We start from the raw sequence: 24,620 nt of genomic DNA, 5'->3' as shown, positions 1-24,620 counted from the left end.
ATTCGCCGACCCCTTTAGCGGGCGACCGGTTCAGCTTTTGCCCAACAAGCATGGTTAACAGCGCATATAGAATTGGCCCGCCCTGCAGGATGCAAGCGAGCAAAAACAAGGCATTAAGCCAGTTTTCGGCCAATCGTGGGGATTGCCGTCACCCCTTTAACGGCCCGCAGCGGGACAGATTAAGCGCATCGGACAGAAAAATATCAGCGGCGAATCGCCATGGCCCGGCGCGCGCCGATCAGATCGATTCGCCCGACAGCCGCTGGCAGATCATGTCGAGCTGGTCGAGCGACGCGAATTTCAGGGTCAACGCGCCCTTGCCGCCGCCCGCATAGTGAATCGCAACGCCAATTCCGAGCAGCTCAGACAGATGCCGTTCGACCGCGACGATGTCGGGATCGCGCCCGCCGCCAGCCACGGTCGGGCTTTCGGCGGGCGCCTTGCGGCCGCCTCCCTTCGCCTCGCGCACCAGCGCCTCGACCATACGCACCGACAAGCCTTCCTGGACGACCCTGCGCGCGATCGCCTCGGCGCCGTCGGCCCCGATCAGCGCGCGCGCATGACCCATCGACAGCGATCCGTCACCGACCAGATCCTGCACTTCGAGAGGAAGGTCGAGCAGGCGCATAAGATTCGCAACATGGCTGCGCGACTTGCCGACCAGCTTTGCCAGCGCTTCCTGGTTGTGACCGAAATCCTCGATCAGCTTGCGATAGGCGCTCGCCTCTTCGATCGCGTTCAGATCCTGGCGCTGGATATTCTCGACCAGCGCAATCTCATAGGTCGCAGCGTCGTCGAGTTCGCGCACCAGCGCCGGAATCTGGTGCAGCCCCGCGCGCTGCGCTGCGCGCCAGCGGCGTTCGCCGGCGACCAACTGGTACCCCTCGCCTCCCGGCGCGCGTCGGACGATGATCGGCTGCAACAGGCCGCGCGTCCCGATAGAATCGGCAAGCTCGGCAATCGCATTTTCATCGAAGTGGCGGCGCGGCTGGCCGGGAAGCGGGCGAATCGCGCCCACCGCGATATGCTGCACCGAATCGCCAGCAGGTGCCGTCGTCGCCGGGCGGGCGGCACCGGGACTCGCGAGTACCGGAGCTTCAGCCGCCACGTCGCCGAACAGCGCGTTCAGCCCGCGGCCGAGCCCCGACGGGCGTTTGCGCGGCGCAGATGGTCCAGTTTCGTCTTTATTATCAGCCATTTATGCAGCCTTGCGAACATTGGGCAGGCGGTCGATCAATTCGCGCGCGAGCGCGATATACGCGGCCGATCCAGCGCAGCGATGGTCATAGATCAGCGCCGGAAGACCGTGGCTCGGCGCTTCCGACAGTCGCACGTTGCGCGGAATGACGGTCTGAAAGACCACCGGCCCCAGCACTTCGCGGACATCGTCCGAAACCTGGTCTGTCAGCCGGTTGCGGCGATCGAACATCGTCAGCGCGACGCCCAGAATCGACAATTTCTGGTTGAAGCGACCGCGCACGCGCTCGACCGTAGTGAGCAGCTGGCTCAAACCCTCGAGCGCAAAAAATTCGCACTGCAACGGCACGATCAGCGATTCGGCGGCAATCAGCGCGTTGAGCGTCAGCATGCCGAGCGACGGCGGACAATCGATCAGGCAGATATCCCACTGCCCCGCCTCGGCACTCGTCAACGCCTGCTCAAGGCGATGGAGCCGATCGGAAAATTCGATCAGTTCGATCTCGGCGCCCGACAGATCGACCGTCGCCGGGACAATATCAAGCCGCGGCACTGCCGTCGGGACGGCACAATCGGCCAGCTGCGCATCGCCGCGCAGCAATTCATAACTCGAAAATTCGCGCTGCGACTGCGCAATTCCAAGCCCCGTCGAAGCGTTGCCCTGCGGGTCGAGGTCGATGATCAGCGTGCGCCAGCCCGTCGCCGCAAGCGCGGTCGCCAGATTGATCGCGGTCGTCGTCTTGCCGACCCCGCCCTTCTGGTTCGCCACGGCGATACGAATCATCGCTTTCCTCGCTGCTTTCCACCGATCGTCCCCATGCCAACCAATATCTGGCTGTCGGCGTCCGTCCGGCTCTGTTCCACGTGGAACATTCTCTGCCATGGCTCCGGCAGAGATGCCAGTTCCTTAACTGCGTTTCGCCCCTTTGGCAGCAGCCACCGCGTCGATTCGGTCGAAAAACGCGTGGATAAGTTGATTAGCTTGTCGAGCGGCGCAAAGGCCCGCGCGCTGATCGTAGCCACAGGGCGCGTCGCGATGCGTTCTAGCGGCGCTTCGACAACCTCGACATGTGCAAGATTAAGTTCGCCCGCGACCGCACGCAAAAAATCGCAGCGCCGCCGCCGCGATTCGACAAGCAGCATCGGCCGTGACGACAGGATTGCGACGACCAGCCCGGGCAACCCTGGTCCGCTGCCGAGATCGATCCAGAGCCCTTCGCCCTCATCGTCGAGCGCCAGCAACTGCGCGCTGTCGGCGATATGCCGCACCCACAAGGTCGGGATTGTCGATGCAGCAATCAGATTCTGCTGGGCGTTCTCCTCCACCAGCATCGCGGCAAAGCGATCGAGCTGCGCCCATTGTTGTTCGGTTGGCGCGAAGGCCGCCCCGATCCAACTGCGTGCTTCCGCTTCGCTTGTCAGCAATTCAATCGTCATGCGTAAATTGTCCTGTCGATCAATGGCCCTCGACCTCACCCCGCCCTGGTGCCTTGCGAGCGGTATTCGAGTCCCGCGGCGGGGGCGCGAGGCCCTTCACACGGACCTGCTTCATTGCCAGCCAGCTGGGGGAAGCGCCGAGAAGCATCCGTCACCTGACCGATCAACCCTGGGAGAATTGTCGGCCACGCCCACCTCACGCCGCCCGTCGCCGACTATGCACCATGATCGCAGTCAGTGCAGCGGGGGTCACGCCGTCGATGCGCCCCGCCTGGCCCAGCGTTTCCGGCCGCGCTTTGGTAAGCCGCTCGACCATTTCGCGCGACAAGCCGCCGATAGCAGCATAGTCGAGCGCGGGGTCAAGCAGGATGGCTTCATTCGCCGCGAGCGCACGCAGTTCAGCCTCTTGCCGCGCAATATAGGGCGCATAGTGGGCGTCCTCAGCCAGTTCGGCGAGTAGGGTCGGGTCGATGTCGGCAAGCTCCGGCGCGAGCACCGCAAGGTCGCTGATCGCGACACCCGAATAGCGCAACAGGTCAATTCGCGTCCGCGGCGCCCCGTCGCCCGGCAGTCCCAGGCCGATAGCGGCATAATCGGAGCTCGTTACCGGCGCTGACAACAGCTCCGTTGCTCTCGCGCGTTCCGCCATGCGCGCTTCGAACTGCACCGCCGTCGCGGGTCGCACCAGCCCCAACGCGATTCCCTTCGGCGTCAACCGCGTCGCGGCGTTATCGGCCCGCAGCCGGAGACGATATTCGGCGCGTGCGGTGAGCATGCGATAGGGCTCGGTGACACCCTGCAAAACCAGATCGTCGACCATCACTCCGATATAGGATTCGGACCGATCGAGGATGAGCGGCTCGCGGCCCTGCACCGCAAGCGCGGCATTCGCACCCGCAACCAGACCCTGTGCCGCCGCTTCCTCATATCCGGTGGTGCCGTTTATCTGGCCCGCGCACCACAGACCGGCAATTGCACGCACCTGCAGACCGCGATCGAGCGCCCGCGGATCGATATGGTCATATTCGACCGCATAGCCGGGCACCGTCATCTCGACGCGTTCCAGACCCTCCATCGTGCGCAGCATCGCGAGCTGGACGTCGGCAGGTAGCGAGGTCGAAATGCCGTTCGGATAGACGAGCGGCGAATCGAGCCCCTCGGGTTCGAGAAACACCTGATGCCCCTCGCGGTCGGCGAAGCGGTGGATCTTGTCCTCGATCGACGGACAGTAACGCGGCCCAGCCGCCCCGATCGCACCGGTGAACAGCGGCGAGCGGTGGAGATTGTCGGCGATGATGCGGTGCGATTCGGCATTGGTGCGCGTAATCGCGCAGAAAATCTGCGACACTGTCCGCTCGCTGTTCCACGTGGAACAGGTCCAACGCGCGCCTTCAGCGCTGTCCGAGGGTTGCTCCTCGAGCCGCGCCCAATCAATCGTGCGCCCGTCGAGCCGCGGCGGGGTTCCGGTCTTGAGCCGCGCCATCGGCAAAGCCGCGGCACGCAATTGCTCGGCGAGCCGATGTGCGCCGGCTTCGCCGACCCGCCCGCCCACCATGCGCTCCTCACCCCGAAACAGGCGTCCGCCGAGGAAGGTGCCCGTCGCGAGCACCACAGCCGGCGCGACGAGCCGCGTCCCATCGCCCAGTTCGATGCCTTCGACGCGGGCACCGCCTTCGCGAAGCACCAGCGCCGCGGCTTCGCCGGCCACGACGCAAATCGCCTCCTCCGCTGCAAGCAACGCCTGGATCGCATCGCGATAGAGTTTCCGGTCGGCCTGGATACGCGGGCCTTGCACCGCAGCGCCCTTCGACGCATTGAGCATCCGATAGTGAATCGCGGCGGAATCGGCGGCGCGCGCCATCCAGCCATCGAGCGCGTCGACCTCGCGCATCAGATGGCCCTTGCCGAGACCGCCGATCGCCGGGTTGCACGACATTGTCCCGATCAGCGCCGGGTCGAAACTGACGAGCGCAACGCGCGCGCCGAGCCGTGCAGCGGCGCCCGCGGCTTCGGTCCCGGCGTGTCCCCCGCCGACGACAATCACGTCGAAAATCTTGCTGCTGTCCATGATTGCCGCGCCTTTAGCCGATTCGGCGGGGTCGGTCTACGGCGCCCGCACGCACGCCGGCTGCACGAACTGTTCCACGTGGAACATCATTTGCCGATGCAGAAGCGTCCGAACAACGCATCGAGCATATCCTCGACGCCAGCACGCCCGGTGATCCGGTCGAGCGCACCTGCGGCAAGCCGCAGGCGCTCGGCAATAAGGATGAGGTCGCCCGCCTCGCGCGACCCCGCGTCGATGCCAAGCCATTGTTTCGCGTCGGCGAGTGCAGCGCGTTGACGCTGGCGTAGCGCCGCTTCGCCTTCGCGGGGCAGCAGCGTTCGCGCCATGTCGACGATCATGCCATGCAACGCCTCCATGCCTTCGCCCGTCGCCGCCGACAGGATCAGGTCGCAGCGCGCCGCATCGGCTTCGGCAGCGGCGTCGCCGCGCCACCGGTCGGCTTGCGCCGCGATCAGGATACAGCGGGGATGGTCGGGGGCGTCACGCGGCGGGCCGAGCCACAGGACGATGTCTGCGGCCTCCACCGCAGCGCGTGCGCGATTGATACCGATCGCTTCGACGACATCGGCGCCTTCGCCGCGCAATCCCGCGGTGTCCGAAAAGCGCATCGCAATGCCATCGAGCGCCAGCGGGGTTTCGATGACGTCGCGGGTCGTCCCAGCGACGGGAGATACGATTGCCAACTCACGCTGCGCCAATGCGTTGATAAGTGTAGACTTTCCGGCGTTCGGCGGCCCGGCGATCACCACCGAGAGCCCGTCTGCAATCACTTCGGCCGCCGGTTGCGCCAGCCACTCGCCCAACTCGGCCGCCAGCGCCGCCATTCCCGCAACCAACCGTGCGGCAGCGCCTTCGTAAACATCGACGTCATCTTCGTCGGCAAAGTTCAGCTCAGCCTCGGCCGCCGCCATCAACGCCAGCAAGCGTTCCTGCCACGCGGCCACCGCGCGCGACACATGGCCGCTGGCTAGCCCGAGCGCCTGCACCCGCTGGCTTTCGGTTTCGGCGGCAAGCAAATCGGCAAGCCCCTCGGCCTCGGCGAGATCGATCCGGTCATTCAGAAAAGCGCGCCGGGTGAATTCGCCCGCCTCGGCGCGGCGCAGCCCAGGAAGCGCTGTCAGCGCCGATTCGACCGCTGCGACGACTGCGCGGCCGCCATGCAGATGAAACTCGGCCAGATCTTCGCCCGTCGCCGTATTCGGTCCCGGAAACCAGAGGATGAGCGCCCGATCGAGCGGCGCTCCCGTTGCATCCTTGAGATCGGCAAGCGACGCATGCCGCGGCGGCGGCAGACGCCCCGCTAACGCCCGCACGGCATCGGCGGCGTGCACACCGCTGACCCGCACAACCGCGATCGCGGCCGGCGGCATCCCGCTCGACAGGGCAAAAATTGTTTCGCTTGCCGGCGTGTTGATCAGCGCTTGCTTCCCCGCGCCGGCTTGTCCTCGTCATCCTTGGCCGCGGGCTTCGCCGCCCCCCCCATCAGCCCGCCACCGAATTGACCGAGCAGCGACTGAACCAGGTTCAATCCACTCTCGCCCATCGGGACCCAGCTCTTGACCATCGACTGGACCATGTCGGGCGTGATCCCCTTCGCCATCAGTTCCTTGACGCGGCTGAGGTAGATGTCGTGCAGCGGCTCGAGGTCGGGAAGTCCGAACAAGCGCCGCGCCTCTTCGGGCGTGCAATCGACCTCGATGTTGAACTTCATTGTTTTCCGCCCTTTCCGCGCTTGAGCGTCGCCCTGTCGGCGGCTAGCTTCGCGCTTTCACAGCCAATAAGCAAGAGTCAGGAGAGCCCCTCATGTCGCCAACCAACAGCGAAATCGCCGCACTCGACGGAGAAGGCCGGATTCCCGCCTATGTCGCGCGGCCCGATGCCGACACGACGCGCGCCATCATCGTAATCCCGGAGATCTTCGGCGTGAACGAAGGCATCCGCAAAAAGGCCGACGACTGGGCGGCGCTCGGTTATCTGGCGATCGCCCCCGACATTTTCTGGCGGTTCGCGCCCGGTGTCGAACTCAGCCCCGATATCGAGGCCGAATTTCAGGAAGCGCTTGGCTATTTCGGGCAATATGATGCCGACCTGGGCGTCAAGGATATCGAGGCCGCGATCCGCTGGCTGCACAGCCAGGGCGCGACCAAGGTCGGCTGCGTCGGCTTCTGCCTTGGCGGACGGCTGGCCTATATGGCGGCGACGCGAACCGATATCGACGCTTCGGTCGGCTATTATGGCGTCATGATCGACACGATGCTGAACGAGGCGCATGCGATTGCCAAGCCGCTGATGCTCCACATTCCGACCGAGGATCATTTCGTCGATCATGCCGCGCAGGCAAAGATCCACGAAGCGCTCGATCCCAATCTCAAAGTTACGCTCCACGATTATCCCGGCCTCGACCATGGCTTCGCAGCAACGATGGGCAATCGCCGCAACGACGATGGCGCGCAGCTTGCCGACAGCCGGACGCGCGATTTCTTCGCCGAGGCTCTTGCATGAGCGCCGGGTCCGGCGTCCATCCCGGACTTGCCGCCTGGCACGCCTATATGGCGGCGGGCGGCGATCCGGAAGCATTGCGCGCCATGCTGGCCGACGACGCGGTATTTCATTCTCCCGTCGTTCACTCGCCGCAAGAAGGCCGCGACAAGGTGTTCGCCTATCTGCACGCCGCGAGCCATGTGCTCGGCGGTGAAAATTTTCGCTATCTGCGTGAAATCGCCGACGGCAACCAGGCTTGCCTCGAATTTTCAACCGAACTTGAGGGAATCCACATCAACGGCGTCGATATAATTCGCTGGAACGACGACGGAAAGATACAGGATTTCAAGGTTATGGTTCGCCCGCTCAAGGCGATCAACAAGGTTTGGGAGAAAATGGCGGCGATGCTTGCAGCGCAGGCGGGCTGACCGCGTTTCCCTGTCATGCGCCGATGGATCGTCATTCCCGGCCTGATCGCTGCGATTGCGCTGGCGCTATGGTGGGCGCCCGCGCGCTGGAGCTTGCTGATCTGGACGCCGTTGCTGCTCGTGGCGCTTTACGACGTCATGCAGTCGCATCATTCGCTGCGCCGCAACTATCCGCTGATCGCGCGCATCCGCTGGCTGTTCGAGGCATTGCGGCCCTTTCTTTACGCTTATGTCGTCGAAAGCCCGCTCGACGGCCGTCCCTTCGCGCGCAACGAACGCGATCTGGTCTATGCCCGCGCCAAGGGGCAGCTCGACAGCCATCCCTTCGGAACCGAACTCGACGTCTATTCGGACGAATATGAATGGATGAGCCACAGCATTGCGCCCGCCGAAGCGCATGACCGGACGCGGCGGGTCCGCGTCGGAACCGCACAATGCGCACGGCCTTATGATGCGGCGCTCCTCAATATTTCGGCCATGAGCTTTGGGTCGCTCGGCGCCAAGGCGATCGAGGCGCTCAATCTTGGCGCCAAGGCAGGCGATTTCTACCACGATACCGGCGAAGGCGGCTTCAGCCCCTATCACCGTGTCCACGGCGGCGACATCGTCTGGGAGCTGGGCAGCGGCTATTTTGGTTGCCGCGATGATGAAGGTCGTTTCGACCCCGATCGCTTTCGCGATGCCGCGCAACATGATCAGGTCAAGATGATCGAAATCAAGCTCAGCCAAGGCGCGAAGCCGGGGCATGGCGGCGTCTTGCCAGGCCCGAAGGTGAGCGCCGAGATCGCTGCGACGCGCGGAGTTCCCGAAGGCAAGGATTGCGTGTCGCCGGCCGCGCATTCCGCTTTCTCGACGCCGATAGAAATGGTCGAATGGGCGGCGAAGCTACGCGATCTCACCGGCGGAAAGCCGGTCGGGATCAAGCTCTGCGTCGGCCAGCCGCACGAAATCTATGCCGTCATGAAGGCCATGCTCGAGACGGGAATCCGCCTCGACTATATCGTCGTCGACGGCGCCGAAGGCGGCACCGGCGCCGCTCCGGTTGAATTTTCGAACCGCGTCGGCATGCCGCTTCGCGAAGGCTTGATCTTCGTCCGCAACGCGCTTGTCGGCTGCGGGCTCAAGGAAGAAATCCGTCTAGCCGCCTCGGGCAAGGTGCATTCGGGCGCCGGGCTCGCGGTCAATTGCGCCCTCGGCGCCGACTGGTCCAACGCGGCGCGCGCTTTCATGTTCAGTCTCGGCTGCGTCCAGTCGCTCAAATGCCACACCGACGAATGTCCGACGGGCGTGGCAACGCAGGATGCCGGACGCCAACGCGGTCTGGTCGTCGAGGACAAGGCCGAACGGGTCCGCCGGTTCCAGGCGTCCACCGTGTCGGCGCTATGGGATATCAGCTGCGCAATGGGGCTCGACGATCCATGGCAGATAAGGCCGCACCATCTCCACGAGCGGCTGAATTCGGCACGCTCGGATTCGATCGACCGCATCTACAGCTTCTACCCGCGCTCCATTCTGCTCGACGATCCGGGATCGGTCGCCAGCGCGCGCTATTGGGCCATGGCGCGTGCCGACAGCTTTCGCGCCGCCATCGAAGGCACGCCCGGTGAGCGCTAGATCAGGCTGATCGCCGCCAATTCGCGATAGAGCTCGGGCGGCAGATCGCCGATTCCGCTCGCGCCATCCGCAGTCTTGGGCGCATCGGCCTCGCTCAGATAACGCCAGCCCTGGTGCGCACGCTTGGGCTGCGGATGAACGGGTTCGAGCCTGGCCGCACACACAATATCGACCCGCCCATCATCCCGATCGTCAAAAGCCAGGATTTCGACGCGCCCGACGATCATGTGACGAATGATGAAATGCAATCTGCCGCCGATCAGTTCGTCGGCACGTTTCGGCTTGAACCGCGTCGTGAACCGCACTTCGCCCTGCTCTGCGCGTGCGGCAATCCGCGCATCCAGCGACGGATAGTCGGGACAACCCACAGCAACACGGGTGAGATGGAGCTTTGCCATATCCGCCAAATGGGGATTCCGCCGCTAAAAGAAAAGCCGGCCTCTCACGAGACCGGCTTTTGTTCAGCCGAACAATGTTCCCAGCCCGACCGCGGGGTCGATCCAGCCTTCGTGGATCATCTTGACCGCGACATAGAGGATGACGGCAAGGCCGACATAGGCGATCCAGCGATAGCGCTCGATATATTTGGCGATGATATTCGCCGCGATACCCATCAGTGCGACCGCGAAGATCAGCCCGACGATCAGGATGCCCGGATGCTCGCGCGCCGCGCCGGCAACCGCAAGCACATTGTCGAGACTCATGCTGACGTCGGCGATCGCGACCGCCCAGGCGGCGGCGGCAAAGCTTTTGGCAGGCTTCAACCCCGAATGTTCGTCGCCCTCAATCTCGGGTGATCCGGCCGAATGCGCGCCTTCGCGTAGTTCGCGCCACATCTTCCAGGCGACCCAGATCAGCAGCAGACCGCCGACGAAGATCAGACCGACGATCTGCATCAACTGCGTGACGACAAGGGCAAAGGCAATGCGCAGGACGAGCGCCGCCAGAACGCCGATCAGGATCACCTTCTTGCGCTGATCGGCGGGCAGTCCTGCGGCGAGCGCGCCGACGACGATGGCATTGTCGCCGGCCAGCACGATGTCGATCATCAGCACCTGCACGAAGGCAGCGAGCGCGGCGGGTTCAGTGATGTTCGAAAAATCGGCGACGATGTGCGACCAGATTTCGCCGAACCCACCGGGCCCGGCAGTGGCCGCCGCCTGCGTCAACATGTCCAAAATCACACAGCGTCTCCGAAATAGCTCACCCCCGGCACGGGGTCGTAAAAGCGATGCAGCAGCGCCCGCCACCGTTCATAGCGGTCGGATCGACGAAAACCATCGCGATGATCCGCGACCGTTCGCCATTCTGCCAACAACAGATAGGGCTGTCCGGTTCCCAACGGCCGACGAAGGGTCAGCGAAATGAAGCCGGGCGAGGCTTCGATCAGCGGCCGCGCTTTGGCGATGGCCGCTTCGAATTCCACTTCCATTCCAGGCCGGACCGGCAGCAAGGCATGCTCGATCACGGCCATCGCGGCTTACTGGTTCATGCTGTCGAAGAAATCTTCGTTGGTCTTGGAATCCTTGATCTTGTCGAGCAGGAATTCCATCGCATCGACCGTGCCCATCTGCATGAGGATGCGGCGCAGCACCCACATTTTGCTGAGCTTGTCCTTTTCGACGAGCAGTTCTTCCTTTCGGGTGCCCGACTTGCCGACGTCGAGCGACGGGAAAATGCGCTTGTCGGCGACCTTGCGGTCGAGGACGATTTCGCTGTTACCCGTGCCCTTGAATTCTTCGAAGATGACTTCGTCCATGCGGCTGCCGGTATCGATCAGCGCGGTCGCGATGATCGACAGCGATCCGCCTTCCTCGATATTGCGCGCAGCACCGAAGAAGCGCTTGGGACGCTGAAGCGCGTTCGCATCGACACCGCCGGTCAGAACCTTGCCCGAGCTCGGCACTACGGTGTTGTATGCGCGGCCGAGGCGGGTGATCGAGTCGAGCAGGATGACGACATCCTTTTTGTGCTCGACTAGCCGCTTCGCCTTTTCGATCACCATTTCGGCGACCTGGACGTGGCGCGTCGCGGGCTCGTCGAAGGTCGAGGAGACGACCTCGCCATTGACGCTGCGCTGCATGTCGGTGACTTCCTCGGGCCGCTCGTCGATCAGCAGGACGATCAGATAGACCTCGGGGTGATTGTCGGTGATCGCCTTCGCGATATTTTGCAGCAGCACCGTCTTACCCGTGCGCGGCGGCGCGACGATCAGCGCGCGCTGGCCCTTGCCCTGCGGGCTGACGAGATCGATCACGCGCGCCGACTTGTCCTTGACGGTCGGATCGATCGTATCGAGCTTGAGCTTCTGGTTCGGATAGAGCGGCGTCAGATTGTCGAAATTGACGCGGTGGCGCACGACCTCAGGATTGTCGAAATTGACGCTGATCAGCTTGGTCAGCGCGAAATAGCGTTCGCCGTCCTTCGGCGCGCGAATTTCGCCCTCGACGGTGTCGCCGGTGCGCAGACCATATTTGCGGACCTGATTGGGCGACACATAGATGTCGTCGGGACCGGCAAGATAATTGGCTTCGGGACTTCGCAGAAAACCGAAGCTGTCGGGCAGAACCTCGATCGTTCCCGATCCGATGATTTCCTCGCCCTCTTCGGCGAGCTCCTTGAGGATCGAAAACATCAGATCCTGCTTGCGCAGCGTCGAGGCGCCCTCGACGCCCAGCTCTTCAGCCATTTCGACGAGCTGCGCGGGCGATTTTGTCTTGAGTTCTTTAAGATGCATGGATGGATTCCAGGTAACAGAAATATAGGAAAATTCGTTCGATACGGCGCACCAGGCGGTGCCTATCCGGCCGGGGGACGACCGTTCACGATAGCTTCGGCGCCGAGATCGACGCCGCCGACGGAAAGCCGGGTTGATCGGCCCCTAAGCCGCCGATTTCGTCAAGTCAATCGGCTGTCGCCGAGACGAGAGGTCAAAAGGGCCGGACGACCGCCAGAATGACGATGATCGCCGCGGCTACGCCCGGTACCTCGTTGAGCATCCGCAGGCGCTTTTCGGACAGAGGTCGTTCGCCGCGCTTCAGCTTCTTGAAATAGCCGATCGTCCAGCCGTGATAGCCCGACAGAAGCAGGACAAGCAGGAGCTTGGCGTGAAACCAGCCCTGCGACCAATAGCCACCATTGAAAGCGAGCATCAGACCCAGGATCCAGACGAGGACGAGCGAGGGATTGAGGATGATCTTGCGCAGGCGATCTTCGCGCTCGATCCATTTCCTGTCCTCGTCCGACCCCACCGCACATTGGTGATGATAGACGAAAAAGCGCGGCATCATGAAAAGACCCGCCATCAGGAAGATGACGAAAATCACATGCGCCGCTTTCACCCACAACATCGTGACCCCCAGAAATCCAGTCCAGTCTGCCATCCCGCTACTCGCCTCGCACGCGCCTGATCAGATGTTCGACATGGGCTATGGGCGTGTCGGGCACGATACCATGGCCGAGATTGAAGATATGGGGCCGTTCGGGGAAAGCTGCAAGGATGCGATCGATCGCAGCGTCAAGAGCCGGGCCGCCGGCGACCAGCGCGAGCGGATCAAGATTGCCCTGCACCGGTAGATGATCGGGAAGATCATCATTGGCCCAAGCGGGATCGACCGTTTCGTCAAGACCGATCGCATCGGCGCCGACCCCGCGGGCATATGCCGCCAGCTTGCCGCCCGCGCCCTTCGGGAAACCGATGATCGGCGTGTGGGGATGGAGCGCCTTCAGTTGCCGGACGATTTCGGCATTGGGGGCGATCACCCAGCGTTCGAACTCGGCAGGCGACAGGCTTCCTGCCCAGCTGTCGAACAACTGGACCGCCTCGACCCCCTGTTCGATCTGCCCCGACAAATAGGTCACGCTGAGGTCGACGATCGCATCGATGATCGCGCCGAATGCCACCGGATCAGAGAGCGCCATGCGCCGGGCGGCGGCCTGGTCCTTCGATCCCTGGCCGGCGACCATATAGGTGGCGACCGTCCAGGGACTGCCGGCAAATCCCAGAAAGGTCGTCTGGGGCGGCAAGGCAGCTGCCACGCGCGCTACGGTAGCATAGACCGCGTCGAGCCGCTCAGGCGCCGCCTCAAGCGACGCCAGAGCGCTATCGACGAGTGCCGGGGCCAGCCGCGGCCCCTCACCCGTCTCGAACCACAGCCGCTGCCCCAGCGCATGCGGCACGACCAGAATGTCCGAAAAGAGAATGGCACCGTCGAATCCGAAGCGGCGGATCGGCTGCAATGTTACTTCGGCCGCAGCTTCTGGATCATAGCATAGTTCCAGAAAGCCGCCCTTCGTCGCCCGCAACGCACGATATTCGGGAAGATAGCGACCGGCCTGGCGCATCAGCCACAGGGCGGGCCGTTCCTGCCGCACCCCACGCAGCGTTGCCAGCAAGCTCTTCGATGACGCCTTCACGCGGCCCCTCTTTCTCTCTTCATAATATATATAAATGATTGTGGTGGATTGTTGGCGGGCGGATAAGCGCGCTTTAGGCGCAGCCGCCCTTTTTGCCAACAGCTTGACTCCGGCTGGTCCGCCAAACGCCACGGAGTCGTTGGCTCTTATCCCCGCTATTCACAGCCTGTGGATAAGACTCGTCCCTTGTGGATAAGCGGTGGGACGGAATCGACGCGGCCGGGGATGGAATCGCCCTGCCGATTTCATCCCGGGGCTTGTCCGCGAACTTATCCACAGCCTCGGAATTTCGCTTCACGGCTTGCCTTTTCGGATCGCAAGGCGGCAAGAGAGGTGATGGACCGCCTCCACCTTCACCTGATATCCGATTCCACCGGCGAAACGCTCGAAAATATCGCCAAGGCGGCGATCGCACAGTTCGACGACGTCGAAGTCGTACGCCATTTCTGGCCGATGGTGCGCTCGGAATCGCATCTCGACCGGATCATGGCGGAGGTCCAGGCGAGCCCCGGCATGATCCTCTTCACCCTCGTCAACGGTGAGTTGCGCGCCAGTCTCGAGCGCCGCGCCGAGGCCCAGGGCCTGCCGCTTGTTCCCGCGCTCGACGCCGTAACCGATGCCTTGTCGCGCATGCTCGGGCAGGAAGCCAAGGCGCGGCCGGGCCGTCAGCATGCGCTCGATGCCGCCTATTTCGCGCGCGTCGAGGCGATCCAGTTCACCGTCGCGCATGACGATGGGATCGGCTGGGAAAATTGGGAACAGGCCGACATTCTGCTCGCTGGCGTCTCGCGAACCTCCAAAACGCCGACGAGCATCTATCTGGCGAACCGGGGGTACAAGACGGCCAATATTCCGATCGTTCCTGAATCGCCGCCGCCCGACGCCCTCTATCATCTGAAGCGTCCGCTCGTCGTCGGGCTGACGACCAGCCTCGACCGCCTCGTCCAGGTGCGCCGCAACCGTCTGCTCTCGCTCAATCAGGCGCCCGAAACCGCCTATGTGGACGATGAACGCGTGAAAGCCGAAATCGCTTATGCCCGCCGCATGTTCGCCGACAATGACTGGCCGGTGATCGACGTGACGCGCCGTTCGATCGAGGAAACGGCGGCTGCGGTGATCAAGCTGGTCGAGGATCGCGGGGGCCGGACGGCGTGATGCAGATCGTCCTTGCATCGCAGAGCAGCGGCCGCGCAGCGATGCTGCGCGCTGCCGGCATCGCGTTCGAAGCGACCGCGGCGCATGTCGATGAAGAAGCGCTGACGGCCGGTCTCGTTGCCGCCGGCCAGACGGCGCGCAACATTGCCGATGCGCTGGCGGAGGCCAAGGCGATCAAGATTTCTTCTCGGCTGCCTGGCGTTACCGTAATCGGTGCCGATTCGACGCTCGCGCTTGCCGATGGAACAATGCTCGCCAAGCCCGCGAGCCCCGATGAGGCGGCAGACCATCTGCGCCGCATGGCGGGGACGCGGCACAAATTGTTCAGCGCGGTCGTTGCAGCGCGCGACGGCGCGCCGGTCTGGCGCGCGATCGGCGAGGCGCGGCTGTGGATGCGGCCCTTGTCGGACGCCTTCATCGCCGACTATGTGGCGCAGCATTGGGACAGCATCCGCTGGACCGTCGGCTGTTACGAAATCGAGGGGGCGGGCGTGCAATTGTTCGATCGGGTCGAAGGCGATCCCTGGACGATCATCGGCATGCCGATGCTGCCGTTGATGGCATGGCTGCGCGCCACCGGACTGGCGCCGCAATGACCGCTGCCGAGCCCGCGCCTTATGCCGAGGTGATCGGCGATCCGATTGCCCAGTCGAAATCGCCGCTGATTCATCGCTTCTGGCTCGATGCGCTGGGAATGAAGGGCGACTATCGGCCCGCGCATGTGAAACCTGACGATCTGGCCGCCTATATCGCCCAGCGCCGGACCGATCCCGCCTGGCGCGGATGCAATGTAACCATCCCGCACAAGATCGCGGTGATGGATCTGGTCGATGATCCGGGCGACATTCGCGGCACGATCGGTGCGATGAACACGATCGTGCGGCAACGCGACGGATCGCTTATCGGGACCAACACCGACGCCGCGGGCTTTTATTCCCCGCTCGCCGAACTCGATCTCGAAGGCGCGCCGGTCGCGCTAATCGGCGCCGGGGGCGCGGCGCGAGCGGTGCTTTTTGCGCTCGCGCGCGCGAACGTGGGGCATGTCACCATCCTCAACCGTTCGCCGCTGAAGGCGATGGGCCTGCTTGCCACATTTGGCCTCAAGGGCGATGTCGTCGCGCTCGATGCCCCGCTTCCGCCGGCCGCGTTGCTCGTGAATTCGAGCAGTCTTGGCATGACGGGGCAGCCGCCGCTCGATCTCGATCTGTCACCGTTGCCCGACGATGCGATCGTATACGATCTTGTTTACGCGCCGCTGATGACAGGGCTGCTCCGCGCTGCGGACGCGCGCGGGCTGGACATCGTCGATGGGCTCGACATGCTGATCGGTCAGGCGGCCTTGGCGTTCGAGCTGTTTTTCGGCGCGCCGCCGCCCGAAGGTCGCGACGAGGAATTGCGCGCGATTCTCACCGCATGACGCATTACAAGCGCCCCGGATCGCGGCTTCGCCGACCGTTCATTCTCGGCCTGACGGGTTCGATCGGCATGGGGAAGTCGACCGCGGCAACGATGTTCGAACGCGAAGGGGTGCCGGTGTTCGACGCCGATGCCGAAGTTCACCGCCTGCAAGGTCCCGGCGGTGCCTTGGTCGCCGCGATCGAGGCGCGCTTTCCCGGCACCACCGGTCCGCGCGGCGTCGATCGCCAGGAACTCGGCCGCCGCGTGCTCGGCAACCGCCACGAGCTTGTCGCACTCGAAGCGATCGTCCATCCCGCAGTCGGCCGCGCGCAGAAGAAATTCCTTGCCCGTCACCGCGCGCGCGATGTCGTCGTGCTCGACATTCCGCTCCTGTTCGAAAAAGGGGGCTGGCACCGCGTCGGCGCAGTCGCCGTCGTCACCGCACCGATGTGGATCCAGCGCAAACGCGTGCTGCGCCGGCCCGGCATGACCAATGCAAAGTTCAAGGCGATCCGGGGCCTGCAGGTTCCCGATCGCGTCAAGCGCGCGCGCGCCGATTTCCTGATCGAAACCGGCCGCCCGAAAAGCGAGACCCATCGTCAGATTCGGCGGATCGCCTCTTGTTTCCATGCGCAATAGGGTCCAGATTGTTTGAAAGATGCGTGAGATAATCTTCGATACGGAAACCACGGGCCTCGACCCCAGAACGGGGCACAGGCTGGTCGAAATCGGGTGCATCGAATTGATCGACCGCCGCGAATCGGGGCGGACCTTTCACGCCTATTTTCATCCCGAACGCGATATGCCCGCCGAGGCCGAGGCGGTGCACGGCCTTTCGATCCAGTTTCTGTCCGACAAGCCGCTCTTTGCCGCGCGCGTCGACGAATTGCTCGACTTTCTTGGCGATGCGCCGATGGTGGCGCACAACGCCGCTTTCGACTTCGGCTTCGTCAACGCCGAGCTGGCGCGCGTCGGCCGGCCGCCGCTCGATATGGCGCGCATGTGCTGCACCGTGCAGATGGCGCGCAAGCTTCATCCGGGCGCCAAGCACAGCCTCGATGCGCTTTGCACGCGCTACGGCATCGACCGCAGCCACCGCGTCAAGCACGGCGCGCTGCTCGACGCCGAACTGCTGGCGCACCTTTATATCGAAATGACCGGCGGGCGGCAGATCGGGCTGGGGCTCGCCGCCGAACCCGCCGCCGCGGCGCGGGGTGCCGCACCGGCACCCGTCCGATCCGTCGCCCCCACCCGCCCGTTTCGCGAACCGCGCCCGCACGGTGCAACCCCGGCCGAACTGGCGCGTCATGCAGAATTCGTCGCCACACTCAATCAACCTCTGTGGCACGATAGTCCCTGATCGCGGCTCCCCCGCGATCCCGTGGACATGACTGAAGGAGAAGAAAAATGGAAATCCGCGTCTCTGGCCACCAGATCGAAACCGGCGAAGCGCTGCAGGCGCATGTGTCGGACCGGATGAACGCGATTGCCGACAAATATTTCTCGCGCGCGATCGGGGCGCACGCGACCTTCGGAAAGGGACCGCACGACAGTTTCCAGTGCGACATTGTCGCGCATGTCATGCAGGGTCTGGTCCTGAAAGGCCATGGCCAGGCGCAGGACGCGCATGTTGCGTTCGAGGGCGCGGCCGACCGTATCGAAAAGCAGCTGCGCCGCTATATGCGCCGGCTGAAGGATCGCAACAATGGCAATGGTGCGCAGTTGGTGACGATCGAGACGATCGAGGACAATGCCAGCTATGTCGTTTTCGACGGCGGCACCGATGATGAAGATGCAGGCGATGCGCCGGCGATCATCGCCGAAACCCGCGTCGATATCCCGACGAGCAGCGTGTCCGATGCGGTCATGATGCTTGATTTGCGTGACACCAATGCGCTGCTTTTCGTCAACAGCAAGACGGGGTCGCACAACATGGTCTATCGCCGCCGCGACGGCACCATTGGCTGGGTCGAGCCGCGCTAGCAGACAATAGGGCTGGATTTTCTCTGCCGTTCGGCCTAAGGGCCGCGCCCAACAAAGCCCGAAAGCCGGACGGCGGGGGCCAGCCTAGTACGCTCAAGCGAACCAACGCCAACAGGATGACCCGCGTGGCGTCGCCTTGCGGCCATGCAGATTTGACCAGACCAATGAACCTATCCTCCCTCCTTTATCCCGCCACCGTGCGCGCCAATGTGCAGCTCGATTCCAAAAAGGCGCTGTTCCCCTATGTCGGCGAACTGGCGGCGCGGTCGCTGGGACTCGACGCGGGCGAAGTGAGCGAGGCGCTGCTCGAGCGCGAGCGGCTCGGTTCGACCGGCTTTGGTCGCGGCATTGCCTTGCCGCATGCCAAGATGGCCGATCTCAACGGCGTGCGTGGCATGTTCCTGCAGCTCGCGCGGCCGATCGATTTTCAGGCGGTCGATGGTTTGCCGGTCGATCTTCTCTTCATACTGCTGTCGCCGCTCGACGCGGGCGCCGACCATCTGAAGGCCCTCGCCGGCGTATCGCGTATGCTGCGCAATGAGAGCATTGCCGAACGATTGCGCGGTGCGAAGAATGACGAAGCGCTCTATGCCATGCTCGTCGATGCCGAAGCGCGCGACGCGGCCTGACCTTCCGGGGCGGATGCTCCGATGACGCGCTTCACCAGCCGGTTCCTCGTCGATCTTCTTATCCGCGAAACCGAGGCCGCGGGCGGATTCGCTGCGGTTCTTGCCGCGGGCGACGATCATTCCGGCTCGATCCTCGTCCAGTGCAGCGACCGAGGGGTGGCGGGGCCGCTGCTCGAACGCCGCTTTGCGATGACTGGCAATTATATATGGGAAGCGGTCGGACCCGATCCCGCGAGCGATGGTGAAGAACGCGCAAACTATCAGGACCGGCGGCGAAAAGCCGATCCCGACTTGTGGATCGTCGAACTGGATATCGCAGATGCGCCACGTCTCGTCGCGGAGTGGGGCGCGTTAACTTGACTCTGTTGCGGCGCACAATAGGTGCCCGGCCACTTGATAACGCGTAGGTCGTATCGCGGGTTGCATCCGTCTTTTCGGACAGGCCCGATTTACCGATATGGACACGCAGTCGGATGACGACCGCAGGTGGTTCAGGATCAACGATCCCCCAGCCTGTTAGATTTAGGTTCGTCAGCCGCCCTTTTGACGGATTAGATGAGTCGTATTCTGAACGCTGCCAGCGTGGCTGCCGTGGGCATCACTGCCTTTGCCGCGCTGTCGTTGGCCGAACCCGGCTTCGCCAGTGATCTGGCCGCCGACGCCAACATTCCCGCGATCACGCTGCCCGCCGCCGATGTTCCGGCCGACAGCGATGCGGCAGCTCCGTCGACCGAAGCCGAAACGCCGGTCGATACCGCCACCGACGACAGCGCTGTTGCCGATACATTGGCCCAGTTGGTCGCGGCGACCCCGAAGCCCGAGACGATCGATCCCGAACTGCGCTGCCTCGCGCAGGCGGTCTATTTCGAATCGCGCGGCGAATCGCTCGCGGGGCAGCTCGCGGTCGCACATGTCGTGATCAACCGCGCGAAGTCGGGCCGCTTCCCGACGAGCCTGTGCGGCGTCGTCCATCAGCCGAGCCAGTTCAGCTTCGTGCGCCGCGGCAAGATGCCCGCCGTGCGCAATGCCGGCCAATGGTCGAATGCGATCGCAATCGCGCAGATCGCGCGCGACGGCAGCTGGCAGAACAAGGCGCCAGGCGCGCTGTTCTTCCATGCGCGCTACGTCTCGCCCGGCTGGCGCAAGACGCGCATCGCGCAGATCGACAATCATATCTTCTATCGCTGAATTCGAGGGTGCGGGGGCCACGCCCCCCACCTCGTTCATTGCCAAGCCATTTTTGCTGGCGCATGATGCGGGCATGACGCGTCAATTTTCCGTCGCCCTGCTCGCGGCAGTGGCGCTTGCGCTCGGCGGCTGTGCCACGGCGGTTCCCCCCGTCGAGGTTACCCGCTTCCATAACAATGCAACCGCCGGCCTGGCCCCAGGCACGCGCTATGCCGTCGAAGTGCTGCCGCACGGCGATGCCTCGGCGACGGGCGGCGCGGCGCAGCCGTCACTCGAATGGAACAGTTATCGCATCGCGGTGGAGCGTCAGCTGCAGTTGCTGGGCTTCGTCGCTGCGCCCGAAGGAGCGGCCGCGCCGCTCAAGGTTCGCATAGCCTTCGACCGCAGCGATCGCATGCCGCTTGCGAAGCGTTCGCCGGTTTCGGTCGGCGTTGGCGGATCGACCGGCAGCTATGGCTCGGGGGTGGGCCTCGGTATCGGCATCAATCTTGGTGGCGGGCCGAAACAGATGCAGGATCTGCAGCTGTCGGTGCGTATCGATGACGCGGCCACGGGCCAGGCCGTGTGGGAAGGCCGGGCGCTCAGCGCGGTGCCGGTGAAGGCGCCTGCGGCACAACCGTCGATTGCTGCGGCGAAATTGGCCGAAGCCCTATTCAAGGACTTCCCCGGCGAATCGGGACGCACTATCAGCGTTCCATGACAATCAGCATCAACGCCGCTTTCGACAGCGGCAATATCGTCGTGGATTCGATCGATGGCACGCGTGCCCGCCTTTCGATCCGCAAGGATCGCGAATCCGATTTCTTCCAGTGGTTCCATTTCCGCGTGGGCTGCGCGGTGGGCGATGAACTTGAACTGGCGATCGCCGGGCTCGGCGATTCGGCCTATCCCGATGGCTGGCCCGGCTATGCCGCCTGCGCCAGCTATGACCGCGAAAACTGGTTCCGGCTCGACACCGGCTACGAAGCCGGGACGCTCACCATCAACCACAGCGCCGAAGGGCAGCTTCTGTGGATCGCCTATTTCGCGCCCTATTCGATGGAACGGCATCACGACCTGGTCGCCTCTGTCGCTGAATGCGACGGCGTTTCCTATCGCTGTCTCGGCACCAGTCTTGAGGGGCAGCCGATCGACTGCCTCGAAATGGGCACCGGGCCGGTCCAGGTGTGGCTGTATGCGCGCCAGCATCCGGGCGAGAGCATGGCCGAATGGTGGATGGAAGGCGCGCTTGAGAAGCTCACCGATCCGGCCGATCCCCATGCCCGGTCGCTACGGCAGAAATGCCGTTTCCACCTTGTACCGAACATGAACCCCGATGGGTCGCGCCGCGGTCATCTGCGCACCAACTATGCCGGGGTGAATCTCAACCGCGAATGGGACAATCCGACTGCCGATCGCAGCCCCGAAGTGCTCGCGGTGCGCAATGCGATGGACGAAAGCGGCGTCGATTGGGCGATGGACGTTCATGGCGACGAGGCGATTCCGGCGGTGTTCCTCGCGGGTTTCGAGGGCATCCCGTCGTTGAAGGACGAGCAACAGGCGCGCTATCTGGCCTTCCAGTCCGCCCTTGCCGCCAACACGCCCGATTTCCAGACCGCGCTCGGCTATGAAAGCTCAGCGCCGGGCAAGGCCAATCTGTCGATGTCGACGACGCAGCTCGCCGAGCGCTTTGGTGCGGTGTCGATGACGATCGAAATGCCGTTCAAGGACAATCGCGATCTGCCCGATCCCGTCGCCGGCTGGTCGCCCGAACGCTCGAAGCTGCTCGCGCACGCGTGCCTCGCGACGCTGGATCAGATGCTTTGACCGATGCTGCAGGTCGGGACGGCTGGCATATCGTCGAGGACGATCTGTCAGGCGCCCCGATCCGCGCGCTGCTCGAACGGCATTTTGCCGGCATGCTCGCAAACTCGCCCGAGGAAAGCTGCCATTTTCTCGATTTCGAGGGACTGAAGGCCCCCGGTGTTACCTTCTGGTCGATTCATTGCGGCCCCGATCTGGCGGGTTGCGGCGCGCTGAAGCGGCTCGATGGCCGGCACGGCGAGATCAAGTCGATGCGCACCGCCGACGCCTTTCTGCGCCGCGGTGTCGCCGCCCGGATGCTGAGCCACATTATCGAAGTGGCCCGCGCGGCCGGGCTTGAGCGGCTCAGCCTCGAAACCGGGTCAGGCGCTGCCTTCAAACCGGCGCTCGCGCTCTACCGGCGACATGGCTTCACCGATTGTGGGCCATTCGCGGATTACAGGCCCGATCCATTCAGTCGCTTCATGACGCGCGCAATCTAGCAACGCCGAGCAGAAACGGGGCCCGGAAGGGACAGCCGGACCCCGTTCGTACGGCCCATTCGGGCCGGCGTTAGCCGCTGGCTTACGCGGCTTTCTTGGCTTCGATCGCCGTGGGCTGCGTGCCGCCGATGGCAATCTTGTGCGGCTTCATCGCTTCGGGCACTTCGCGCACCAGGTCGATGATCAGCAGCCCGTCGGCGAGGTCAGCGCGATCGACGCGCACGAAATCGGCAAGCTGGAAGCGGCGCTCGAAGGCGCGCGTCGCAATGCCGCTATACAGAAGCTGGCGCGTTTCGCCTTCCTTCGCGGGCGCCTTGCGGCCGCTGACGGTCAGCATATTCTGCTGCGCGGTGATGTCGATCTCGTCGCTCTTGAAACCCGCCACCGCGACAGTGATGCGGAAATGGTCGTCGGCGACCTTCTCGATATCGAAGGGCGGATAATTTTCGGCAGAACCGCTGTTTTCCAGAAAGTCGAACAGACGATCGAAACCGACGGTCGAGCGGCGATAGGGGGTCCAGTCAAAGCTGTTACGCATGGGTCATTCCTTCCTTGCAAAGCGAAGTCATCGGGCCGCGGCATGGCCTGCCGCGGCTTCCATCCGGCCCCGTTTTGGCGACCGGATGTTCCGAATCTGGGATGGCGCCGACCCTTTTCAAGAGGGGCGGTGGCCCTTGCCCGAAAGCCGCGCTATGGCGCCCCCGAATCGCCCGCGCGGGCGCGCCCTTTGTCGAAAGGACAGATCATGCCGCAGCTCATCCTCATCCGTCACGGCCAGTCGCAGTGGAATCTGGAGAACCGCTTCACCGGCTGGTGGGACGTCGATGTCACCGAAAAAGGCGCGGCAGAGGCGTGGGCGGCGGGCGAACTGATGAAGGAAAAGGGTATAGCACCCGACACCTGCTTCACCTCGGTCCAGACGCGCGCGATCAAGACGCTCAACCTCGCGCTCGAGGCGATGGGGCGGCTCTGGCTGCCGGTGACGAAGGATTGGCACCTCAACGAACGCCATTATGGCGGGCTCACCGGCCTCGACAAGGCGGAGACCGCGGCCAGGCATGGCGAGGATCAGGTGAAGATCTGGCGCCGCAGCTTCGACACCCCGCCGCCGCCGCTTGAGGCCGGCTCGCCTTACGATCTGTCGGGCGATCCGCGCTATGCGGGCATCGCGATCCCGGCGACCGAAAGCCTGAAAGACACCATCGCGCGCGTTCTTCCCTATTATGACAGCGCGATTGCGCCGCAGCTGCGGGACGGCAAGACGGTGCTGATCTCGGCGCACGGCAACAGCCTACGTGCGCTGGTGAAGCATTTGTCGGGCATTTCCGACGCTGACATCACCGGCCTCGAAATCCCCACTGGCCAGCCGATCGTCTATGATCTGGACGACGATCTGACGGCGCGCGAGCGCTATTATCTCAGCGAGCGGTGAGCCACCCCGTCATTGCTTCGCTTTGCTCGCAATGACGATTATCCGGGAAGCGATCAGTCGCGCAGCAGTTCGTTGATGCCCGTCTTCGCGCGCGTCTGCGCATCGACGCGCTTGACGATGACGGCGCAGTAGAGCGACGGCCCCGGCGTTCCGTCGGGAAGCGGCTTGCCCGGAAGCGAACCCGGGACAACGACCGAATAAGCCGGAACCTCGCCGATGAAGACCTCACCGGTCGCGCGGTCGATAATCTTGGTCGATGCGCCGAGATAGACGCCCATCGACAGTACCGCACCCTCGCGCACGATCACGCCCTCGGCCACTTCGGCGCGCGCGCCGATGAAGGCGCCGTCCTCGATCACCACGGGTCCGGCCTGCAGCGGTTCGAGCACGCCGCCGATCCCCGCGCCGCCCGACAGGTGGACGTTCGCGCCGATCTGCGCGCAGCTGCCGACGGTGGCCCAGGCATCGACCATCGATCCCTCGCCGACATAGGCGCCGATGTTGACGAAGCTCGGCATCAGCACGGCGCCCTTGCTGATGAAGGCGCCGCGGCGGACGATCGATCCGGGAACGGCGCGGAAGCCCGCATCGCGGAAGCGGTTCTCGCCCCAGCCGGCGAATTTCGACGGAACCTTGTCCCACCAAGTCGCGCCGCCGGCGCCGCCCTCGATAATCTCCATGTCGTTGAGGCGGAAGGAGAGCAGCACCGCCTTCTTGAGCCACTGATTGACCTGCCACGTTCCGCCGGCATCGCGCTCGGCAACGCGGAAGCTGCCGTCATCGAGGCCCGCGAGTGCCGCCTCGACCGCGTCGCGCACCGCGCCGGTCGTCGTCAGACCGAGCGTCTCGCGTGCATCCCAGGCGGCTTCGATCGTCGATTGCAGGTCGGTGCTCATGAAATTCCCCAAG

Annotated in this window: 30 protein-coding genes; 16 read left to right on the top strand and 14 right to left on the bottom strand. The window is 64.0% G+C overall.

All coding sequences use genetic code 11. The features are described from left to right. Window positions 1-238: 238 nt before the first annotated feature. The 6 genes from AOA14_RS08085 to AOA14_RS08060 all read right to left on the bottom strand — a co-directional run bounded on the left by AOA14_RS08085 (window position 239) and on the right by AOA14_RS08060 (window position 6,413). On the bottom strand, window positions 239-1,198 hold the full coding sequence (locus tag AOA14_RS08085) for a ParB/RepB/Spo0J family partition protein (protein ID WP_062901414.1): 960 nt from the start codon (window positions 1,196-1,198) through the stop codon (window positions 239-241). Beyond that, window positions 1,199-1,981 (bottom strand): ParA family protein, encoded by a 783-nt coding sequence (locus AOA14_RS08080; protein WP_062901413.1) that lies wholly within the window; start codon window positions 1,979-1,981, stop codon window positions 1,199-1,201. Then, window positions 1,978-2,529, bottom strand: coding sequence for a 16S rRNA (guanine(527)-N(7))-methyltransferase RsmG (gene rsmG / locus AOA14_RS08075; protein WP_238929754.1), 552 nt, complete (start codon window positions 2,527-2,529; stop codon window positions 1,978-1,980). The genes AOA14_RS08080 and rsmG overlap by 4 nt, the downstream gene beginning before the upstream one ends. 301 nt (window positions 2,530-2,830) lie before the next feature. Then, window positions 2,831-4,702, bottom strand: a complete 1,872-nt coding sequence (gene mnmG / locus AOA14_RS08070) for a tRNA uridine-5-carboxymethylaminomethyl(34) synthesis enzyme MnmG (protein WP_062901411.1) — start codon at window positions 4,700-4,702, stop codon at window positions 2,831-2,833. 86 nt (window positions 4,703-4,788) lie between these two features. Continuing rightward, complete coding sequence (gene mnmE, locus AOA14_RS08065) at window positions 4,789-6,072, bottom strand: tRNA uridine-5-carboxymethylaminomethyl(34) synthesis GTPase MnmE (RefSeq protein ID WP_062901410.1); 1,284 nt, start codon at window positions 6,070-6,072, stop codon at window positions 4,789-4,791. Between the two features lie 44 nt (window positions 6,073-6,116). After that, entirely contained in the window at window positions 6,117-6,413 is a 297-nt protein-coding gene (locus tag AOA14_RS08060; protein ID WP_062901409.1) for a DUF6489 family protein, read from the bottom strand. 92 nt (window positions 6,414-6,505) lie between these two features. Here AOA14_RS08060 and AOA14_RS08055 point away from each other — a divergent pair, with 92 nt between their 5' ends. From AOA14_RS08055 to AOA14_RS08045, 3 genes are read left to right on the top strand one after another with little or no spacing between them, the layout of a single operon-like run. After that, window positions 6,506-7,204, top strand: coding sequence for a dienelactone hydrolase family protein (locus AOA14_RS08055; RefSeq protein WP_062901408.1), 699 nt, complete (start codon window positions 6,506-6,508; stop codon window positions 7,202-7,204). Then, window positions 7,201-7,611 (top strand): nuclear transport factor 2 family protein, encoded by a 411-nt coding sequence (locus AOA14_RS08050; RefSeq protein ID WP_062901407.1) that lies wholly within the window; start codon window positions 7,201-7,203, stop codon window positions 7,609-7,611. Before AOA14_RS08055 ends, AOA14_RS08050 begins: the two co-directional genes overlap by 4 nt. A 15-nt stretch (window positions 7,612-7,626) precedes the next feature. Then, complete coding sequence (locus AOA14_RS08045; RefSeq protein ID WP_062901406.1) at window positions 7,627-9,225, top strand: FMN-binding glutamate synthase family protein; 1,599 nt, start codon at window positions 7,627-7,629, stop codon at window positions 9,223-9,225. Here AOA14_RS08045 and AOA14_RS08040 read toward each other — a convergent pair. The 6 genes from AOA14_RS08040 to hemE all read right to left on the bottom strand — a co-directional run bounded on the left by AOA14_RS08040 (window position 9,222) and on the right by hemE (window position 13,641). After that, window positions 9,222-9,623: a DUF1489 family protein gene (locus AOA14_RS08040; RefSeq protein WP_062901405.1), complete on the bottom strand. Its 402-nt coding sequence runs from the start codon at window positions 9,621-9,623 to the stop codon at window positions 9,222-9,224. The genes AOA14_RS08045 and AOA14_RS08040 overlap by 4 nt on opposite strands. A gap of 63 nt (window positions 9,624-9,686) precedes the next feature. Further along, complete coding sequence (locus AOA14_RS08035) at window positions 9,687-10,397, bottom strand: TerC family protein (RefSeq protein WP_062901404.1); 711 nt, start codon at window positions 10,395-10,397, stop codon at window positions 9,687-9,689. A gap of 8 nt (window positions 10,398-10,405) precedes the next feature. Continuing rightward, window positions 10,406-10,699, bottom strand: a complete 294-nt coding sequence (locus AOA14_RS08030) for an antibiotic biosynthesis monooxygenase family protein (RefSeq protein ID WP_062901403.1) — start codon at window positions 10,697-10,699, stop codon at window positions 10,406-10,408. Window positions 10,700-10,705: 6 nt separating this feature from the next. Continuing rightward, on the bottom strand, window positions 10,706-11,962 hold the full coding sequence (rho, locus tag AOA14_RS08025) for a transcription termination factor Rho (protein WP_003042126.1): 1,257 nt from the start codon (window positions 11,960-11,962) through the stop codon (window positions 10,706-10,708). 193 nt (window positions 11,963-12,155) lie between these two features. After that, window positions 12,156-12,608 carry a CopD family protein gene (locus AOA14_RS08020; protein ID WP_062901402.1) on the bottom strand — a complete coding sequence of 151 codons (453 nt, stop codon included), beginning with the start codon at window positions 12,606-12,608 and terminating at the stop codon, window positions 12,156-12,158. A gap of 4 nt (window positions 12,609-12,612) precedes the next feature. After that, entirely contained in the window at window positions 12,613-13,641 is a 1,029-nt protein-coding gene (gene hemE, locus AOA14_RS08015) for a uroporphyrinogen decarboxylase (RefSeq protein ID WP_062901401.1), read from the bottom strand. A 336-nt stretch (window positions 13,642-13,977) separates the two neighbouring features. Between hemE and AOA14_RS08010 the strand changes: the two genes are divergently transcribed. The 12 genes from AOA14_RS08010 (at window position 13,978) to AOA14_RS07955 (ending at window position 22,279) form a co-directional block, all read left to right on the top strand. Further along, window positions 13,978-14,796, top strand: a complete 819-nt coding sequence (locus tag AOA14_RS08010) for a pyruvate, water dikinase regulatory protein (RefSeq protein ID WP_062901400.1) — start codon at window positions 13,978-13,980, stop codon at window positions 14,794-14,796. Further along, on the top strand, window positions 14,796-15,392 hold the full coding sequence (locus AOA14_RS08005; RefSeq protein ID WP_082819859.1) for a Maf family protein: 597 nt from the start codon (window positions 14,796-14,798) through the stop codon (window positions 15,390-15,392). Before AOA14_RS08010 ends, AOA14_RS08005 begins: the two co-directional genes overlap by 1 nt. Next, complete coding sequence (gene aroE / locus AOA14_RS08000) at window positions 15,389-16,213, top strand: shikimate dehydrogenase (RefSeq protein WP_062901399.1); 825 nt, start codon at window positions 15,389-15,391, stop codon at window positions 16,211-16,213. The genes AOA14_RS08005 and aroE overlap by 4 nt, the downstream gene beginning before the upstream one ends. Beyond that, window positions 16,210-16,833: a dephospho-CoA kinase gene (coaE, locus tag AOA14_RS07995; protein WP_062901398.1), complete on the top strand. Its 624-nt coding sequence runs from the start codon at window positions 16,210-16,212 to the stop codon at window positions 16,831-16,833. The genes aroE and coaE overlap by 4 nt, the downstream gene beginning before the upstream one ends. Window positions 16,834-16,852: 19 nt before the next feature. Then, window positions 16,853-17,554: a DNA polymerase III subunit epsilon gene (dnaQ, locus tag AOA14_RS07990; RefSeq protein ID WP_062901397.1), complete on the top strand. Its 702-nt coding sequence runs from the start codon at window positions 16,853-16,855 to the stop codon at window positions 17,552-17,554. 47 nt (window positions 17,555-17,601) lie between these two features. Beyond that, a complete protein-coding gene (hpf, locus tag AOA14_RS07985; protein ID WP_003042145.1) occupies window positions 17,602-18,177 on the top strand; it encodes a ribosome hibernation-promoting factor, HPF/YfiA family in 576 nt (191 codons plus the stop codon). Window positions 18,178-18,341: 164 nt separating this feature from the next. After that, window positions 18,342-18,806, top strand: coding sequence for a PTS sugar transporter subunit IIA (locus AOA14_RS07980; protein WP_062901396.1), 465 nt, complete (start codon window positions 18,342-18,344; stop codon window positions 18,804-18,806). A gap of 21 nt (window positions 18,807-18,827) precedes the next feature. After that, on the top strand, window positions 18,828-19,166 hold the full coding sequence (locus AOA14_RS07975) for a DUF1491 family protein (RefSeq protein ID WP_062901395.1): 339 nt from the start codon (window positions 18,828-18,830) through the stop codon (window positions 19,164-19,166). Between the two features lie 195 nt (window positions 19,167-19,361). After that, the gene (locus AOA14_RS07970) at window positions 19,362-19,994 is read left to right on the top strand and encodes a cell wall hydrolase (protein ID WP_062901394.1); all 633 of its coding nucleotides are present in this window, start codon (window positions 19,362-19,364) and stop codon (window positions 19,992-19,994) included. A 73-nt stretch (window positions 19,995-20,067) separates the two neighbouring features. After that, window positions 20,068-20,694 (top strand): DUF4136 domain-containing protein, encoded by a 627-nt coding sequence (locus AOA14_RS07965; protein ID WP_062903067.1) that lies wholly within the window; start codon window positions 20,068-20,070, stop codon window positions 20,692-20,694. Then, window positions 20,691-21,800 (top strand): M14 family metallopeptidase, encoded by a 1,110-nt coding sequence (locus AOA14_RS07960; RefSeq protein ID WP_062901393.1) that lies wholly within the window; start codon window positions 20,691-20,693, stop codon window positions 21,798-21,800. Before AOA14_RS07965 ends, AOA14_RS07960 begins: the two co-directional genes overlap by 4 nt. Further along, window positions 21,797-22,279: a GNAT family N-acetyltransferase gene (locus AOA14_RS07955; RefSeq protein WP_062901392.1), complete on the top strand. Its 483-nt coding sequence runs from the start codon at window positions 21,797-21,799 to the stop codon at window positions 22,277-22,279. Before AOA14_RS07960 ends, AOA14_RS07955 begins: the two co-directional genes overlap by 4 nt. Window positions 22,280-22,361: 82 nt before the next feature. Here the strand turns inward: AOA14_RS07955 and AOA14_RS07950 are convergent, their stop codons facing one another. Next, window positions 22,362-22,817 carry an Hsp20 family protein gene (locus tag AOA14_RS07950; RefSeq protein WP_062901391.1) on the bottom strand — a complete coding sequence of 152 codons (456 nt, stop codon included), beginning with the start codon at window positions 22,815-22,817 and terminating at the stop codon, window positions 22,362-22,364. Window positions 22,818-23,024: 207 nt separating this feature from the next. On the opposite strand from AOA14_RS07950, the gene gpmA reads away from it, so the two are divergent. Beyond that, the gene (gene gpmA / locus AOA14_RS07945) at window positions 23,025-23,711 is read left to right on the top strand and encodes a 2,3-diphosphoglycerate-dependent phosphoglycerate mutase (protein WP_062903066.1); all 687 of its coding nucleotides are present in this window, start codon (window positions 23,025-23,027) and stop codon (window positions 23,709-23,711) included. A 53-nt stretch (window positions 23,712-23,764) separates the two neighbouring features. Here the strand turns inward: gpmA and dapD are convergent, their stop codons facing one another. Further along, entirely contained in the window at window positions 23,765-24,607 is an 843-nt protein-coding gene (dapD, locus tag AOA14_RS07940) for a 2,3,4,5-tetrahydropyridine-2,6-dicarboxylate N-succinyltransferase (RefSeq protein ID WP_003042169.1), read from the bottom strand. Window positions 24,608-24,620: the final 13 nt, after the last annotated feature.

It is taken from the genome of Sphingopyxis terrae subsp. terrae NBRC 15098, from assembly GCF_001610975.1.
GTDB lineage: Bacteria > Pseudomonadota > Alphaproteobacteria > Sphingomonadales > Sphingomonadaceae > Sphingopyxis > Sphingopyxis terrae_A.
This window is presented reverse-complemented; position numbering and strand designations above follow the sequence as displayed.

Bases quoted from the DNA above. Each gene is read 5' to 3' on its own strand.
- AOA14_RS08085 (WP_062901414.1), bottom strand. From the start codon at position 1,198: ATGGCTGATAATAAAGACGAAACTGGACCATCTGCGCCGCGCAAACGC.
- AOA14_RS08080 (WP_062901413.1), bottom strand. From the start codon at position 1,981: ATGATTCGTATCGCCGTGGCGAACCAGAAGGGCGGGGTCGGCAAGACG.
- rsmG (WP_238929754.1), bottom strand. From the start codon at position 2,529: ATGCTGGTGGAGGAGAACGCCCAGCAGAATCTGATTGCTGCATCGACA.
- mnmG (WP_062901411.1), bottom strand. From the start codon at position 4,702: ATGGACAGCAGCAAGATTTTCGACGTGATTGTCGTCGGCGGGGGACAC.
- mnmE (WP_062901410.1), bottom strand. From the start codon at position 6,072: ATGCCGCCGGCCGCGATCGCGGTTGTGCGGGTCAGCGGTGTGCACGCC.
- AOA14_RS08060 (WP_062901409.1), bottom strand. From the start codon at position 6,413: ATGAAGTTCAACATCGAGGTCGATTGCACGCCCGAAGAGGCGCGGCGC.
- AOA14_RS08055 (WP_062901408.1), top strand. From the start codon at position 6,506: ATGTCGCCAACCAACAGCGAAATCGCCGCACTCGACGGAGAAGGCCGG.
- AOA14_RS08050 (WP_062901407.1), top strand. From the start codon at position 7,201: ATGAGCGCCGGGTCCGGCGTCCATCCCGGACTTGCCGCCTGGCACGCC.
- AOA14_RS08045 (WP_062901406.1), top strand. From the start codon at position 7,627: ATGCGCCGATGGATCGTCATTCCCGGCCTGATCGCTGCGATTGCGCTG.
- AOA14_RS08040 (WP_062901405.1), bottom strand. From the start codon at position 9,623: ATGGCAAAGCTCCATCTCACCCGTGTTGCTGTGGGTTGTCCCGACTAT.
- AOA14_RS08035 (WP_062901404.1), bottom strand. From the start codon at position 10,397: ATGTTGACGCAGGCGGCGGCCACTGCCGGGCCCGGTGGGTTCGGCGAA.
- AOA14_RS08030 (WP_062901403.1), bottom strand. From the start codon at position 10,699: ATGGCCGTGATCGAGCATGCCTTGCTGCCGGTCCGGCCTGGAATGGAA.
- rho (WP_003042126.1), bottom strand. From the start codon at position 11,962: ATGCATCTTAAAGAACTCAAGACAAAATCGCCCGCGCAGCTCGTCGAA.
- AOA14_RS08020 (WP_062901402.1), bottom strand. From the start codon at position 12,608: ATGGCAGACTGGACTGGATTTCTGGGGGTCACGATGTTGTGGGTGAAA.
- AOA14_RS08010 (WP_062901400.1), top strand. From the start codon at position 13,978: ATGGACCGCCTCCACCTTCACCTGATATCCGATTCCACCGGCGAAACG.
- AOA14_RS08005 (WP_082819859.1), top strand. From the start codon at position 14,796: ATGCAGATCGTCCTTGCATCGCAGAGCAGCGGCCGCGCAGCGATGCTG.
- aroE (WP_062901399.1), top strand. From the start codon at position 15,389: ATGACCGCTGCCGAGCCCGCGCCTTATGCCGAGGTGATCGGCGATCCG.
- coaE (WP_062901398.1), top strand. From the start codon at position 16,210: ATGACGCATTACAAGCGCCCCGGATCGCGGCTTCGCCGACCGTTCATT.
- dnaQ (WP_062901397.1), top strand. From the start codon at position 16,853: ATGCGTGAGATAATCTTCGATACGGAAACCACGGGCCTCGACCCCAGA.
- hpf (WP_003042145.1), top strand. From the start codon at position 17,602: ATGGAAATCCGCGTCTCTGGCCACCAGATCGAAACCGGCGAAGCGCTG.
- AOA14_RS07980 (WP_062901396.1), top strand. From the start codon at position 18,342: ATGAACCTATCCTCCCTCCTTTATCCCGCCACCGTGCGCGCCAATGTG.
- AOA14_RS07975 (WP_062901395.1), top strand. From the start codon at position 18,828: ATGACGCGCTTCACCAGCCGGTTCCTCGTCGATCTTCTTATCCGCGAA.
- AOA14_RS07970 (WP_062901394.1), top strand. From the start codon at position 19,362: ATGAGTCGTATTCTGAACGCTGCCAGCGTGGCTGCCGTGGGCATCACT.
- AOA14_RS07965 (WP_062903067.1), top strand. From the start codon at position 20,068: ATGACGCGTCAATTTTCCGTCGCCCTGCTCGCGGCAGTGGCGCTTGCG.
- AOA14_RS07960 (WP_062901393.1), top strand. From the start codon at position 20,691: ATGACAATCAGCATCAACGCCGCTTTCGACAGCGGCAATATCGTCGTG.
- AOA14_RS07950 (WP_062901391.1), bottom strand. From the start codon at position 22,817: ATGCGTAACAGCTTTGACTGGACCCCCTATCGCCGCTCGACCGTCGGT.
- gpmA (WP_062903066.1), top strand. From the start codon at position 23,025: ATGCCGCAGCTCATCCTCATCCGTCACGGCCAGTCGCAGTGGAATCTG.
- dapD (WP_003042169.1), bottom strand. From the start codon at position 24,607: ATGAGCACCGACCTGCAATCGACGATCGAAGCCGCCTGGGATGCACGC.